Source organism: Frondihabitans sp. PhB188 (genome assembly GCF_003752365.1).
GTDB lineage: Bacteria > Actinomycetota > Actinomycetes > Actinomycetales > Microbacteriaceae > Frondihabitans.
Window position 1 is genome coordinate 592859 of record NZ_RJUO01000003.1, and the last position, 14054, is coordinate 606912.

At 72.3% G+C, this 14054-nt stretch carries 16 protein-coding genes; 7 read left to right on the top strand and 9 right to left on the bottom strand.

Translation table 11 applies throughout. From position 1 onward, the window contains the following. Positions 1-90: 90 nt before the first annotated feature. Complete coding sequence (locus EDF46_RS11540; protein WP_123506402.1) at positions 91-1146, top strand: Gfo/Idh/MocA family protein; 1056 nt, start codon at positions 91-93, stop codon at positions 1144-1146. Here EDF46_RS11540 and EDF46_RS11545 read toward each other — a convergent pair. Together EDF46_RS11545 and EDF46_RS11550 are read right to left on the bottom strand one after the other, a co-directional pair. After that, complete coding sequence (locus tag EDF46_RS11545) at positions 1143-1817, bottom strand: hypothetical protein (protein ID WP_123506403.1); 675 nt, start codon at positions 1815-1817, stop codon at positions 1143-1145. The two genes, EDF46_RS11540 and EDF46_RS11545, sit on opposite strands and share 4 nt — an antisense overlap. Positions 1818-2033: 216 nt before the next feature. Continuing rightward, a complete protein-coding gene (locus EDF46_RS11550; RefSeq protein WP_123506404.1) occupies positions 2034-3539 on the bottom strand; it encodes an MFS transporter in 1506 nt (501 codons plus the stop codon). Positions 3540-3665: 126 nt separating this feature from the next. Here EDF46_RS11550 and EDF46_RS11555 point away from each other — a divergent pair, with 126 nt between their 5' ends. Beyond that, positions 3666-4262, top strand: a complete 597-nt coding sequence (locus tag EDF46_RS11555; protein WP_233580002.1) for a TetR/AcrR family transcriptional regulator — start codon at positions 3666-3668, stop codon at positions 4260-4262. A 174-nt stretch (positions 4263-4436) separates the two neighbouring features. Here EDF46_RS11555 and EDF46_RS11560 read toward each other — a convergent pair whose 3' ends face one another. Both EDF46_RS11560 and EDF46_RS11565 read right to left on the bottom strand, forming a co-directional pair. Next, the gene (locus EDF46_RS11560; protein ID WP_123506406.1) at positions 4437-5186 is read right to left on the bottom strand and encodes a sulfite exporter TauE/SafE family protein; all 750 of its coding nucleotides are present in this window, start codon (positions 5184-5186) and stop codon (positions 4437-4439) included. Then, on the bottom strand, positions 5176-5904 hold the full coding sequence (locus EDF46_RS11565; protein ID WP_123506407.1) for a GntR family transcriptional regulator: 729 nt from the start codon (positions 5902-5904) through the stop codon (positions 5176-5178). The genes EDF46_RS11560 and EDF46_RS11565 overlap by 11 nt, the downstream gene beginning before the upstream one ends. Positions 5905-6020: 116 nt before the next feature. On the opposite strand from EDF46_RS11565, the gene EDF46_RS11570 reads away from it, so the two are divergent. Further along, positions 6021-6344 carry a zinc ribbon domain-containing protein gene (locus EDF46_RS11570; RefSeq protein ID WP_123506408.1) on the top strand — a complete coding sequence of 108 codons (324 nt, stop codon included), beginning with the start codon at positions 6021-6023 and terminating at the stop codon, positions 6342-6344. Between the two features lie 124 nt (positions 6345-6468). On the opposite strand, the gene EDF46_RS11575 is transcribed toward EDF46_RS11570, so the two are convergent. From EDF46_RS11575 to ppk2, 3 genes are all read right to left on the bottom strand, one after another. Continuing rightward, positions 6469-7191, bottom strand: a complete 723-nt coding sequence (locus EDF46_RS11575; protein WP_123506409.1) for an AAA family ATPase — start codon at positions 7189-7191, stop codon at positions 6469-6471. 115 nt (positions 7192-7306) lie between these two features. Next, positions 7307-8242 (bottom strand): C40 family peptidase, encoded by a 936-nt coding sequence (locus tag EDF46_RS11580; RefSeq protein WP_123506410.1) that lies wholly within the window; start codon positions 8240-8242, stop codon positions 7307-7309. Positions 8243-8339: 97 nt separating this feature from the next. Continuing rightward, a complete protein-coding gene (gene ppk2, locus EDF46_RS11585) occupies positions 8340-9245 on the bottom strand; it encodes a polyphosphate kinase 2 (RefSeq protein WP_370454095.1) in 906 nt (301 codons plus the stop codon). Between the two features lie 150 nt (positions 9246-9395). Here ppk2 and EDF46_RS11590 point away from each other — a divergent pair, with 150 nt between their 5' ends. Together EDF46_RS11590 and arfB are read left to right on the top strand one after the other, a co-directional pair. Beyond that, positions 9396-9698: an EthD family reductase gene (locus EDF46_RS11590; protein ID WP_123506411.1), complete on the top strand. Its 303-nt coding sequence runs from the start codon at positions 9396-9398 to the stop codon at positions 9696-9698. 42 nt (positions 9699-9740) lie between these two features. Beyond that, positions 9741-10163, top strand: a complete 423-nt coding sequence (gene arfB, locus EDF46_RS11595; protein ID WP_123506412.1) for an alternative ribosome rescue aminoacyl-tRNA hydrolase ArfB — start codon at positions 9741-9743, stop codon at positions 10161-10163. Positions 10164-10170: 7 nt separating this feature from the next. Here arfB and EDF46_RS11600 read toward each other — a convergent pair whose 3' ends face one another. Then, positions 10171-10833, bottom strand: coding sequence for an SDR family NAD(P)-dependent oxidoreductase (locus EDF46_RS11600; protein ID WP_123506413.1), 663 nt, complete (start codon positions 10831-10833; stop codon positions 10171-10173). A 155-nt stretch (positions 10834-10988) separates the two neighbouring features. Here EDF46_RS11600 and EDF46_RS11605 point away from each other — a divergent pair, with 155 nt between their 5' ends. Further along, a complete protein-coding gene (locus EDF46_RS11605) occupies positions 10989-11558 on the top strand; it encodes an LppP/LprE family lipoprotein (protein WP_123506414.1) in 570 nt (189 codons plus the stop codon). A gap of 4 nt (positions 11559-11562) precedes the next feature. Here EDF46_RS11605 and EDF46_RS11610 read toward each other — a convergent pair whose 3' ends face one another. Further along, the gene (locus EDF46_RS11610; RefSeq protein WP_123506415.1) at positions 11563-12507 is read right to left on the bottom strand and encodes an SDR family oxidoreductase; all 945 of its coding nucleotides are present in this window, start codon (positions 12505-12507) and stop codon (positions 11563-11565) included. A gap of 117 nt (positions 12508-12624) precedes the next feature. On the opposite strand from EDF46_RS11610, the gene EDF46_RS11615 reads away from it, so the two are divergent. Further along, complete coding sequence (locus EDF46_RS11615) at positions 12625-13455, top strand: helix-turn-helix transcriptional regulator (protein WP_123506416.1); 831 nt, start codon at positions 12625-12627, stop codon at positions 13453-13455. Positions 13456-14054 lie beyond the last annotated feature (599 nt).

The following is a 14054-nucleotide window of genomic DNA, read 5'->3' on the forward strand; positions in this document are numbered from 1 at the left end:
GACCCGGCGCGAGCGCGAAACACCGCCGAAACCGGGCCGGTAGAGTGGATGTAACGTGGTTAGCACGAGCCAAGCACTGAAAGGCCGACGATGTCCCTCACCCTGCCCACCCCGATACTCCCCGATCCCGCCGCCGTCCCCGCCCTCCGCTGGGGCGTCATCGGCACGGGCATCGCCGACCGCTTCGTGCTCGCCCTGCACGCGCACACGACGCAGCGCGTCGTCGCCGTGACGGCGCGCGACGCCGAGAAGACCGCCGCGTTCGCCGCGCGGCACGGCATCCCGCGCGTTGCCGAGTCGGTCGACGCACTCGTGAACGACTCCGAGGTCGACGTCGTCTACATCGCGACCCCGCACCCCCTGCACCGCGAGCAGGCCCTGGCCGCCATCGCCGCCGGCAAGCACGTGCTCATCGAGAAGCCGATCGCGATGTCGGCCGACGAGGCCCGCGAGATCACCGACGCCGGCCGCACCGCGGGCGTGTTCGTCACCGAGGCGATGTGGACCCGCTACCTCCCGCAGACCGAGATCCTCCGCCTGCTCCTCGCCGACGGAGCCATCGGCGAGGTCCGCCTCGTCACGGCCGACTTCGGCTTCACCATGCCGTTCGACCCGTCGCACCGCCTCTGGAACACGGAGCTCGGCGGCGGGGCCCTCCTCGACGCCGGCGTCTACCCGATCTCGTTCGCGGCCTCGGTGCTCGGCACCCCGACCGACATCGTGACCCGGGGCGACCTCGGCCCCGGCGACGTCGACGCCCGCGCCGACCTCCTCCTCTCGTACGCGTCGGGTGCCCGCGCCTTCGCGTCCACCTCGCTCGTGACCGCCCTTCCCGTCGTCGCGTCGGTGATCGGCTCCGAGGGCCGCATCGACCTGCACAGCCCGTTCTTCGGCCCCAGTGGCATCACCTGGACCCGCGGCGGCATGGGCTCCGACGAGACGGCGACCTGGATCGACGACCGCTTCGAGGCCGTGCACGAGGGCCTCGGCTACCAGGCGACGGCCGTGGCGTCGTACATCGGCGAGGGCCTCGCCGAGTCGCCCGTGCACACGCACGACGACATCGTCGGAGTCATGCACGTGATCGACGTGGCGCGCGCGGCGATCGGCGGGCAGGGCGGCGGGGACGGAGTTCCTGCGCCCTAGGGAGTCGTGGCCGTGCGAGACGGTGCCCAGCGGGTGAAGCCGGCGAGCACCTCGTTGGCTCGGCGCGCTCGGGCGAAGCCGAGGAGGTTCGGCGAGTAGATCGACAGCGGGAGGTCGACGGAGTCGTGGCCGCCCGCCCCGATGCGGACCCGCACGGTCCGGGCGTCGGGGGCGTACGTGCCCGCGCCGACGCGCTGGAAGGCGGCGGCGACTCCGTCGACCTCGCGCCACGAGAACGTGACGGTCGGCGCCTCGTCGGTCGACTGAGCCCACAGCTCGACGCCCTGCCAGCCGGCCGAGACCAGGAAGCGCGCAGGCAGGCCGATCCCGGGGCGGACGGCGGCGAGCGCCGTGCGGACCAGTGGCGTGCGCGGGGCGATGAACACGACGGCGTCGGGACGCAGCCGCTCGATGCGGCGCACGCGGCGTGCGACGATGCGGCTGCGGACAAGCGTGGCCGCGATGCCGACTACGAGCGCGGCAAAGGGCAACCCGATGCGCAGGCCGTTGATGATCGGATGCTCGGTGACCGCGTCGCGGATCACCGGCTGCACGACCAGCAGCAGCCCGATCATCGCGACCACGGCCAGCGCGCCCTTGGCCCGCTGCCGTGTGGTCGGCGACGTCTCGTCGAAGCCCTCTCCGGCGCCCCGCGGCGCTGCATCCCCCATGCGACCAGCCTAGGAAGGGCCGTGCGTCGGCGCCTCCCCCACATCGGGTCGCGTCGAGGGGCCGGTCGCTGTCGGAGCCTTCCCCTGTGAGATCGGGCGAATCTGCCGTAGATGGTGCGGGTTCGCGCGATCTGACTTGCTGACGACACGGGGCGCAGGAACTCGCGCAGCCGCCGCCGAGGTCTGACCCCGGCGGCGGCGGGGAGTTCCTGCGCCCTAGTGGGCGACCAGGTCGTCGACGTCGTCCACGCCCGCGGCGACCGCGTCGTCGTGGCGCTTGCGCAGGCCCGGCGCCGCGAGGGCCGCGACGATGGCGAGGGCTCCGACGCCGGCGCACGCCCAGAACCCGATCGTGAAGGTGTCGCCCGACGGGAGCGCGATCGAGCCCGCCGGCGTCGTGAAGACCTTCGAGTGCGACGAGATGAGGGCTGCGATGACGGCGGTGCCGACGCTCGAGCCGATGGTGCGGACGACGGTGTTGGCGCTGATGGCCTCGCCGGTCTGCGCCTTCGGGACGCTCTCGATGATGGCATTGGACGCCGCCGCCAGGCCGAAGCCGATGCCCGCGCCGGTGAGGATGCCCGAGAGGAGAATCTGCCAGGTGTGCTCGTGGGTGAGTGCCGGCAGGACGAACGCCGCCGTGAGCAGGATGCCGCCGATGACCAGAGGCGGCTTCGCGCCGAGCCTGCGCACCAGGGCGCCGGAGATCGGCGAGACGACGATCATCATCAGGACGGTCGGCAGCAGGAAGAGGCCGGACTGCGAGGCGTCCTTGCCGAAGCCGTATCCAGTGAAGGCCGGCAGCTGGAGCAGGGTCGGGACGAGCACGAAGGTGCCGTACATCGCGAAGCCGAAGACGAGCGCGACAGCGTGGGCGGTCCAGACGCCGCGGATTTTAAAGAGTCGGACGTCGATCAGCGGCTCTGCGACGCGGAGCTCGACCAGCACGAACGCCACCATCGCGAGTGCGCCGACCGCGAGGAGGCCGATCGTCTTGAAGTCGCCCCAGCCCCAGGTCTCGCCCTCGGAGACGGCCAGCAGCAGCGAGACGAGCGAGACCGTCAGGATGACGGTGCCGACGAGGTCGAGGCGGCCGGGCTTGCGGATCGGCGACTCGGGCATGCCGAAGATGATGCCGGCGAGCGCGATGACCACGAGGATCAGCGGCAGCCAGAACAGGAAGTGGTAGTTGAGGTGCTGCACGATCGGGCCCGCGGCGACGATGCCGATGCCGGCGCCGATTCCGAAGATGCCCGAGAGGAGGCCGATCATCGTGCTGACGCGCTCCTTCGGGAACTCGTCGCGGACGATGCCGATCGACAGCGGCAGAACGGCGCCGGCGGCACCCTGCAGGATCCGCGCGACGATCAGGACGCCGAGGCTCGTGGCGAGCGCGGCCACCAGCGTGCCGATCAGGAGGAGCGACATCACGACGATCAGGATGCGGCGCTTGCCCAGCATGTCGCCGAGGCGGCCGAGGATCGGCGTGAGCACCGACGCCGAGAGCAGGTAGGCGGTGATGACCCAGCTGACGTTCGACGTCGAGGCGTTCAGGTCTTCGCCGATGGTCGAGAGCGCCGGGGCGACCAGCGACTGGAGGACCGCGTAGGCCAGGCCGCCGAGGGCCAGGTACACGATGACGAGGGTGAGGTTCGGCTTGTGCTCGCTGTGCTCGACAGCGGCGATGGAGCCCGTGGTGGGCTCCTGAAGGGTGTCTGACATCGGTCTCCGGAGTCGTGTAAACAATTGCTGACTTGTGAAGACTAGTGAATCGCCGAGCAATGTCAACTTTTGTTTACATCGACGAGACGGGCCGGTACGGTTGCGGGACTTGGGAGGATGAGCACCATGACCACCGACAGCCCCGTCGCATCACGCAGCCGCGACGCCGAGAAGACGCGCCAGGCGCTCCTCGAGTCGGCGCGCAGCCGCTTCGCGCATGACGGGTACGCGGCCACCACCGTCCGCGACATCGCGACCGACGCCGGCGTCAACGTCGCCCTGATCAACCGCTACTTCGGCAGCAAGGAGGGGCTGTTCGCCGCCTGCCTGAACCGCACCGTCGAGCAGATGGAGCCGCCGGCCGAGTCGCAGACGACGTTCGACCAGATGGTCGCCAGCCTCGTCGCGCGCGTCGCCGACCAGTCGGGCGGCGTCAAGCCGCTCGAGTTGCTGCTTCTGATCCGGTCGTCGGGTGACGAGAAGGCCGACGAGATCCGCCGTGCCACCCTCACCCGCTACACCGAGAGCATGGCCGCGATCGCCGGCTGGAAGCGCGACGACCCCGCGACCGAGGCGCTGCTGCTGCGGGCCCAGATCGCGATGGCCACGGGGTTCGGGATCGTGCTCTGGCGGGCGTCGACCGAGCTCGGCCCGCTGGCGTCGGCGTCGGCGGCCGATCTGTCGGGGCCGGTGGGCGACGTCGTCACGGCGCTGCTGCGCTGACTCGGCGGGTCACTGCCGGACGGGGCGCCGCCGCCCCGCCCGACCCCGTGGCATCGAGACTCCAGACTTGGCCCTTTTCTGCGGCGGAACCGGGGCCAACGCTGGAGTCTCGACGGCGCGGGGGGGCGGGGGCGGGGGCGGGCGGCGGGCGGCGGGCGGGGGCGGGCGGCGGCGTCAGGGGTGGGCGAAGAGCCAGGCGGCTAGGGCGAAGCCCGACGCGGCCACAGTGAGGCGCAGCGCGGTGCGGGGCACCCGGCGGGCGACGCTCGGCCCGAGCAGCCCGCCGGCGAGCGTGCCGACGCCGAGTGCGAGCGCCGCGAGCCACACCACGTGCCCGAACACGGCGAACAGCACGGCCGGCAGGAGGTCGGCCGCGACCAGCAGCACGTTCTTGAGCGCATTGGCCCGCAGGATCTGCGGTTCGAGCGTCAGCAGCAGCACGCCGATCATGAGCACGCCCGACCCGGCGCCGAAGTACCCGTTGTAGATCGTGACGCCGGTCATCGCCGAGGCCGTCACCCCGGTTCCCACCGCCCCGCGCCGACGCTCGTTCCAGCCGGTGATCGTCGGCTGCACGAGCAGTAGCAGCGCACCCGCCGCCACCAGGAACGGCACGATCCGCCCGAACAGGTCGGGCGGCGTCACCAGCAGCAGCACGGCTCCGAGCAGCGACCCCGTCACGGCGACGGGCATCCAGCGCCGCAGGGTGGCGCGATGGCCCACGAGGTCGGGGCCGGCGCGCAGGGTCGACCCGACGCCCGAGCCGAGCATCGCGACGGCTCCCGTGACGTTGGCGGTGAGCGGCGGGATCCCGACGGCGAGCAGCAGCGGGTACGCCACGAGCGAGGTGACCCCGCCGGCCGTGCCGATGACGCCCGCGACCACTCCCCCGCCGAGCAGGAGCAGGAGGAGGTCAGGAGACATGCGTCAGCGCCGGGCCGTTCTCGAGACTGAAGTTGACGAGGCCGGGCAGGTACCGGTCGTCGTCGTACTCGATGACCGCGCCGTCGGCGTCGCGCACCCAGCGCCGCTGGCGCAGCAGCGGGGAGCCCTCGACGACGCCGAGGTGGGCGGCGTCGACCGCGTCGGCGGCCACAGCGTCGATGACGTGGCGGGCGGCGGCGAAGGCCACGCCGTGCGACTCGAGGTAGCTCCACTCGGAGCCCGAGTCGGTGTCGAAGTCGAGCAGGAGCGTGCCGACGCGCAGGGCGTACGTGGTGCGCTCGAGCATGGCCGGGTCGCCGTCGAGGAGGCGGAGGCGGAGCTCTTCGACGACGTGGTCCTCGCCGGTCTCGAGGCCGAGTCGCTCGCGGGCGAGGGGGCTCGCCGGGCGCCGTGCGAGTTCCAGCGTCTTCTGACCCGGGGTGCGGCCGATCGAGGTCGCCCACGCGGAGTACGAGAGGAGCGTGTCGAACGGCTGGGCCAGGGCGGGGGTGCTGACGACCGCGCGACGCCCCTGGCCGCCGGCGAGTAGGCCTTCGGCGCGAAGGGTGGCGAGCGCCTGGCGCACGGGGCCGCGCGACGACTGCCATTCGGCGCAGAGCTGCGACTCCGACGGGATCGACGCGCCGGGAGCGAGCTCGCCCGATCGGATCCGGCCGCGGAGCTGCTCGGCGATCAGTTCATGGAGGGGCGCGGGCACAACTTGACTATACAAGTTGCGCGGCGTGAGCGGCCCAGGTCATGGACGGTTGACCGCGCCGCGCCGTGCGCGAACCGGACGAAGAGTATGTTCGACCACGAAAAGGGGGAACACACATGATCATCTTCGGTTCGCGCACGAGCTCCAAGGTCGTTGCGATGCTCATCTTCGTCTGCGCCACCTGCCACCACGAGGCGGCGCAGCGCCTGGTGCGACGGCGCACCTGGTTCACACTGTTCTTCGCGCCGATCTTCCCGTTCGGCCATGGCTCGTACACGGTGTCGTGCGCGTACTGCGGCACGGCCTATGGCGTCACACGCGAGAACGCCGACAAGTTCATCGCCGACTGGGACGCCCAGCAGGTGAACGCCGAGGCCGACCGCATCCTCGCCGCCGAAGACGCGAAGATCCAGGCCGAGCAGCGGGGCACCGAGAGCTAGGGGCGCCTGGCCCTCGCGCCCGACGGTCGCCGCCGCGAGGTGGACCTCCGCGTCGGGTGCGAGCCCGCGGCCCGACGGCGCGGGCCATCTCGCGCCGCTCGGGCCTCGTTCCGGACCGAGGCCGCTACCCCAGGTGCCGCAGGTAGCGCACAGGGTCGGCCATGAACCCGCGCCAGTTCCGGACGAGGTCGAGGTCGTCGTAGTCGCAGGCCCGAATGCCCCAGTCGCCGAGCTCGTAGAGCAAGGCCCCCGGGTACGCGGCGAGGACGGGCGAGTGCGTCGACAGGACGATCTGCGACCCGTTCTCGACGAGGCCGCGCATCAGACCGAGCAGTGCGAGGCATCCGGGGAGCGACAACGCCGACTCCGGCTCGTCGAACAGCCAGAGGCCGCGGATCAGGCTGCGGTCCATCACGAGGTCGATGAACGACTCCCCGTGGCTCTTCAAGTGGTACCCGCCGGCGTCGTTCACCTCGTCGAGATACGTGTAGAAGCCGTGCATGGTCTCGGCGCGAAGAAAGAACCCCTTGCGGGAGGCCCCGACGTCGCGAACGAGCGTGAGCCGCTCCCCGAGGGCCGACTCGCTGCCGAAAGTCCGATTCCGCGCGCCGGTCGAGCCGCCCTCGAGGTTGAGTCCGAAGGCGTCCGCCACGGCTTCGACGACGGTCGACTTGCCAGCGCCGTTGTCGCCCACGAGCACGGTCACCGCGCCGAGGTCCAGCCCGTCGTCGAGAAGAGCGCGGACCGGCTCCAGCGTCAGCGGCCACTCCGGCTCCTTCGGCGGCTCCGCATCGTTGCGCTCGATGCGCCTGACGGGCAGAGCACGGCGTCGCGACCCGAGAGGCATGAGGCCATCGTCTCACCTCCCCGGCGCGGGACACCCCGCGAGGACGACCCCGCGAGCACGGGCGCAGGAACTCGCAGCCCGGCGGCGGGCTGCGAGTTCCTGCGCCCGGCGCCTGTCAGGAGACCTTGATGTGCACGTAGACCGGGTCGCCCCAGACCGACTGCACCTCGACGTCGCGGCCGACGTTGGGGGCGTCGACCATGTAGCCGTCGCCGATGTAGATGCCGATGTGCTGGTGCGGGTAGACGACGAGGTCGCCGGGCTGGAGCTTCGAGGCCGGGATCTCGGTGCCAGCCGCGGCCTGCGCGTCGACGTCGTGGATCAGGTCGACGCCGAACTCCGCGTAGACGTACTTCACCAGCCCGGAGCAGTCGAGGCCCTGCTCGGGGGTCGCGCCGCCGTGGACGTACGGCACGACTCCGACGTACTTCGTGGCCGCGGCGACGAGGCGGTTCTGGGTCGCCGACGCCGACTCGAGGGTGGATTCGGAGACGACGTCGGCGACCGTGCCGACCGTCGTCGTCGTGACGCTCTCGTCGGCGGTCGCGGTGTTGACGACGTCGTCGGCGGGGGTGGTGTCGCTCAGCGCGGCCGCATTGACGGAGACGACGGTGACCGGCGTCTTCAGGATGGAGCGGATGGCGGCGGCCTTCTTACCGGCGCTGGTCTTCAGCGCGAGGGCGGCGTCGATGCGCGCCTGGAGCACCTGCGGCGAGGTCGCGGTGTAGCCGTCGCGCGCCACGGACGGCTCGACGTCGACCGTGTCGGCCACGGTGTACGACTGCTGACCGGGCAGGGACGCAGGTGTGCCCGCAGCGGACCGGCTGGCGGCCTGCTGACTCGCGGCGGACCGACTCGCGGCAGACGGAGCCTCCGCCGGCCCGGTCACGGCGAACGCCGGCATCAGCGCCGTCAACGACAGCCCGCCGATCGCCAGGGCCGCCGAGGCCGAGAGCACGACGCGCTTGCCGCTCCTCGGCGAGGCGGAGGAGGCGGGGCGCGAGTGTCGTCCGCGCGACGGCGGAGCATCGCGGTGGCGCGGAGAACTCATGCCTCCACGCTAGGCAGAGGCCCGCGCTGCCACGAGTCCCCCTTCGGTGGGCACCCGTTCGGGCGGCGGCGGCAGAGGAGCGTCCGTCGCTCTCGACCTACTCCTCGAGCTGCAGGGACTTGCCGCGCATCACGAGCAGCGGGTCCGGCGCGACCGCGACACGGCGGTCTTTGTCCTCGTACTCGAACTGCGACAGGAAGTAGCGCATGGCGTTGATGCGGGCGCGCTTCTTGTCGTTCGACCGGACGATCGTCCACGGGGCTATCCGCTTGTCGGTACGGCGGAACATCTCCTCCTTGGCGGCCGTGTACTTGTCCCACAGGCCGAGCGAGGCGATGTCCATCGGCGAGAGCTTCCAGCGGCGCACCGGGTCGAGCTGCCGGATCGCGAAGCGCGTGCGCTGCTCCTTGCGCGTCACCGAGAACCAGAACTTGGTCACGTGGATGCCCGAGTCGATCAGCATCTTCTCGAAGGACGGCGCCTGCGCCATGAACGTCTCGTACTCCTCGTCGGAGGCGAAGCCCATCACCCGCTCGACGCCGGCCCGGTTGTACCAGGATCGGTCGAACAGCACGATCTCGCCGGCCGTCGGCAGGTGCTCGACGTAGCGCTGGAAGTACCACTGCCCCGACTCGCGCTCACTGGGCTTCGACAGGGCCACCACCCGCGACATGCGGGGGTTGAGGTGCTCGGTGAAGCGCTTGATCGTGCCGCCCTTGCCCGCCGCGTCGCGCCCCTCGAACAGGATGATGGCGCGCTTGCCGGTGTCCTCGAGCCAGTACTGGAACTTGAGCAGCTCGACCTGCAGGCGGTACTTCTCGAACTCGTACTCCTCGCGGCTCATGCGCTCGTCGTACGGGTAGTCCTCCTGCCAGGTGTAGATGGGGTTGCCCTCGGGGTCGATCAGGTCGGGGTCGGCGGTGTGGGCGTTGCCGACGGAGTACCCCTGAGCCCGGAGCTCCTCGATGTACTCGCGCAGGTCGCCGATCGGCATGGTGTCCATGCCCCGTGTCTAGCGATCGCGGCTGAACGCCCGGCAAACGCGGCCCGCCTCTGCCGTGAGGTCTGGCCCGGCAGGGGAGGCGCGGCGGTATCTTCTCCCTGACCTCGGCTATCGCCCCGAGCACCGGCACCCCCTAACGAAAGGCACACCATGGGAACCAAGATCACCCTCGTCATCGACAACCCCGCCGACACCCCGGCATTCGACGCCGCCTACCCGCGCGTCCTCGAGCTCGCCTCCCAGCTCACCGGCCTGCAGCGCGTCGAGTCGGCGAAGGTCTGGCCGAAGGAGGACGGCACCCCGACCCCCGCCTACCGCACCCTCGACCTCTACTTCGAGTCGTACGAGGCGGCGTCTGCGGCCGTCGCCGACGAGCCCGGCGGAGCGTTCTTCCAGGAGGTCATCGGCCTCGGCACGACGTTCACGGGCCTGTTCAGCGACATCGAGCAGTAGCACCGGCGGCGCGGGCGCGGGCCGACGTGCCACCCTTGTCGCATGGACCTGGAGGTGACGCCCGAGCTGACGATCCCCGCCGGCGAGCTCCGGTGGCAGTTCTCGCGGTCGTCGGGGCCGGGCGGGCAGCACGTCAATACGTCCGACACGCGCGCTCAGGTGTCGTGGAGTCCGGCGGCATCGGCCGTGCTGACCGACGACCAGCGGGCGCTGCTGTTCGCGCGCCTCGCGGGTCGGCTCGTCGGCGGCGAGGTCAGGGCCGTGTCGTCGGAGCAGCGGTCGCAGCTGCAGAACCGCGAGAGCGCCCTCGCCAAGCTCGCCGCGGTCATCGCCGCGGGGCTCGCGCCCGAGGCGGCCCCACGGCGGCCGACCCGGCGCACGCGCGGTTCGGACCGCCGGCGCCTCGACGCGAAGTCGGAGCGCTCGGCCACCAAGCGCAACCGTCAGCGGCCGCCGTCGGAGTAGCGCCGCCCTACGGCAGCGGCTCCGCGTAGACGCGGAAGTCGCCGCGCTCGGCGTGCATGGTCCAGAGCCGCTCCGCGACGGATGCGGCCGAGTGCTCGTCGGTTCCGTCGTCGATGCCGAACGGGATGATGAGCTGCCCGACGTGGATGTTCTGCTCCTTCACGGCGTCGTGGAGCAGCTGCGCGTAGGCGCTCTCACCGGCGAAGGCCACCGACGTGCCGGTCACCGCCGGGCCGGGGCGCACGGCGCTCCCGCCGTTGACGAAGAGCAGCGTGCCTCGTTTCAGGGCGCGCATGCCCGGGACCACCTGGCGAGCCGCCGTGACTGCCCCGTAGATCGAGAACTCCACGGGGCCGCGCAGGTCGTCGGCGACCGTCTCGAGCACGGGCCGCATGAACTCCTTGGCGGGCAGAGGGCTGTACTGCAGGATCTCGATGGGTCCGAGCTGCTCGGCCGCCGCCTCGAGGGCCCCCTGCAGCGACTCCTGGTCGCGCACGTTCGCCGTGAAGCCGCGCGCGGTGATCCCCTCGCCCTCGAGGGTCGCGGCGAGCTCGTCGAGCCGACCCTGGTGGCGAGAGATGAGCGCGATCGAGAATCCCTCGCGCCCGAAGCGGCGGGCGACGGTGAGGCCGAGGCCGGGCCCGGCGCCGATGATTGCCATGGTTGTCATGTGCTGTCTCCTGTTCGGTCGCCGTGAACGGTAGACGCCCGCGCCTGCGAGCGGGGTGCCCTGGCAGTGCTCCCCTCGCGCCGGCGCTCCCCTCCTGCCGACGCTCCCCCGGCGCATTCACGGTTCTCGGAGGCGGGAGCGAGCACGGTTGAGTCATGCGTTCCACCACCGCCCCCGCCCTGCTCCTTGCCGGCGCCGGGCTGGTCGCCGCACTCTCGGGGTGCACGTCGACCACGCCCGGGTCGGCGCCGACCGCCACGGTGACGACGACCGCCACCCCACCCCCGCCGACGGAAGGGACCGCGACCAGCACCTGCGGTCCATCCGACGCGCGCGATGCGGCGGCCGCGCCGATCGCGGCCCTGCCCGTCCCCGAGGGCCTGAGCGGCGAGACGTGGGACGCCTCCGGGGCCGACTACAGCGGCTACGACGCGTGCGCCGCCCTGTCGTGGTCGGTGGCCACATTCGCCCGAGCCACGTCCAGCTCGCCGTACGCGATCCTGCTCTTCCATGACGGCTCGTATCTCGGGACGGCCACCTCCACCTCCTACGCCTTTTCTCCCAACGTCGCGAGGGAGGCCGACGACCGCCTGTCGGTCACCTACCGGTACGCCAAGGGCAGCGACTCGAACGCCGACCCGACGGGCCGCACCACGGCGACGCTCACCTGGAACGCGAGCACTCAGAAGGTCGACTTCAGCGGGACGACGCCTCCGACGCCGTGAGCGGTCAGACCGCCGGGAAGGCGACTCCGGTCACGTGCTCCGACACGGTCCAGATGCGGCGGGCGTCCTCCTCGCTGCCCAGGCGCGAGTACAGCTTCTGCTCGGCGGGCGGGCCACCCAGGTGCCCGGCGCCGCTCGGACCGTAGAAGCGGCCGCCCTCCGAGGCCGTCGAGGCCGCGGCGAGCAGCGCCGGCAGGGCCGCCGACTCGGGCGTGCCGAGCAGGATGCCGCGAGCCGAGAGCCAGCGGATCAGCCGCACGCCCGCCGTGTCGGCTGCCCGACCCATCTCGGGCCGAGCGGCGAGCAGGCTCGTGGGAGCGACGCCGGGGTGAGCCAGGGTGCTGGTGATCCCCCAGCCTCCGGCGCGGCTGCGCCGATCCAGCTCGAGGCCGAACAGCCCGAGCGCGATCTTCGACTGGCTGTAGGCGCGGCCGCCGGCGTAGCTGCGCTCCCAGCCGAGGTCGTCCCAGTTGATGGCGCCGTTGTTCGCCGAGACGCTGATCTGCGACGTGACCCGGGCTCTGCCGGCGGTGAGCAGCGGCAGCAGTCGGGCGACGAGCGCGAAGTGGCCCAGGTGGTTGGTGCCGAACTGCGACTCGAAGCCGTCGACCGTCACCTGGCGGCTCGGCGGCGTCATGATCCCGGCGTTGTTCACGAGGATGCGGATCGGATCGCCTTCGCCTGCGAGGGTGTCGGCGAGAGCCGCGACCGACTCGAGCGACGACAGGTCGAGCTGCCGGAGGGTCACGGCGGCCGATGGCACGGCCGCGCGGATCGTCTCGACGGTCGCCGCGCCCTTGGCAGGGTTCCGCACCGGGAGCACGACCTCGGCGCCGGCGGCCGCGAGGCGGGTCGCGATCCTGCGTCCGATTCCGTCGCTGCCGCCCGTGACGACGGCGCGCTGTCCGGTCAGGTCGGAAAGGCTGATCTCGCTGATGCTGCGCGGCATGGCTGCTCCTGTCGGTGGGGTCCTCCGACTCTGACCCGTGCGGCGGCGTCTGACCAGGACTCGTGAAGTCCTGGCTGGCGGCTACGCGGATCCGCGCCGGGGCACTAGAACTGGAACGTGGACAGAGATCAGCTCGGAGCCTTCCTGCTCCGCCGGCGCACGGCGCTCCAGCCCGAAGACGTCGGGCTCCCCCGCGGGCAGCGTCGGCGGACCGCCGGGCTGCGCCGCGAGGAGGTCGCGGGGCTCAGCCACATGTCGCCCGACTACTACGCGCGCCTCGAGCGCGGCACCGGGCCGCAGCCGTCCGAGCAGATGATCGCCGCCATCGCGCAGGGCCTGCACCTGTCGGTGGCCGAGCGCGACCACCTGTTCCATCTGGCCGGGCACCACCCGCCGACCCCGGGGCCGTCGGGTGATCACGTCGCACCGGGCCTGCTCCGCATCCTCGACCGGCTCGACGACACCCCGGCCGAGATCGTGTCGGAGCTCGGCGAGACGCTGCGGCAGACACCTCTCGGCGTCGCGCTGACCGGCGATACCGCGCACTTCGCCGGGCCCGCGCGCAGCATCGGCTACCGCTGGTTCACCGATGCGGGCAGCCGCCGCCTCTACGCCGACGAAGACCACGCCTTCCTGTCGCGCCTCTGGGTCTCCGGCCTGCGCGACGTCGCCGCCCGCCGCGGTCCGGCCTCACGCGCGGCGGCCTACGTCGCCGACCTGTCCGAGCGCAGCGCCGAGTTCCGTGAGCTCTGGGAGCTCGGCGAGATCGGCCTCCGCCCGCAGCCCCTCAAGCGCTTCGTGCACCCGCAGCTCGGCGCGCTCGACCTGGCCTGCCAGACGCTGATCGACCCGGAGCAGTCGCACTTCCTCCTCGTGTACACGGCCGAGCCGGGCTCCGAGACCTACGACAGGCTGCAGCTGCTCGGCGTCGTCGGGTCGATGGCCTGACCCGGGCGCAGGAACTCGCGGCCCGCCGCCGGGCCGCGAGTCCCGGCGCCGCTCGCCGCCGCCAGCCTGCCGCCGCCGCCTCCACCCGCCGCGCCCGCCACCCGCCGGACCGGCACACCCCCGCCGGCCCGGCCCGGCCCACCCGCCGGACCGGCACAGCCCCGCCGGTCAGACGGCGGGCACGGGCCGGTCCGGCGGGTTCACGCCCGCCGCCCCTCCGCCACCGGCACCCGCCGGCCCAGCCCGACCCGGCCACCCGCCGGATCGGCACAGCCCCGCCGAACCAGCCCGCCCACCCGCCGGATCGGCACACCCCCGGCGCGCAGACGGCGGGCACGAGCCGATCAGGCGGGTTCACGCCCGCCGCCCCTCCGCCACCGGCACCCCCAAGCCCGGCCCGGCCACCCACCGAATCGGCACACCCCCGCCGGCCCGGCCCGGCCCGGCCACCCGCCGGATCGGCACAGCCCCGCTGGCCCAGCCCGCCCACCCGCCGAATCGGCACACCCCCGCCACGCAGACGGCGGGCACGAGCCGATCCGGCGGGTTCACGCTCGCCGCGCCGCCGCGCCCGCCACCCGCCGGACCGGCACACCCCC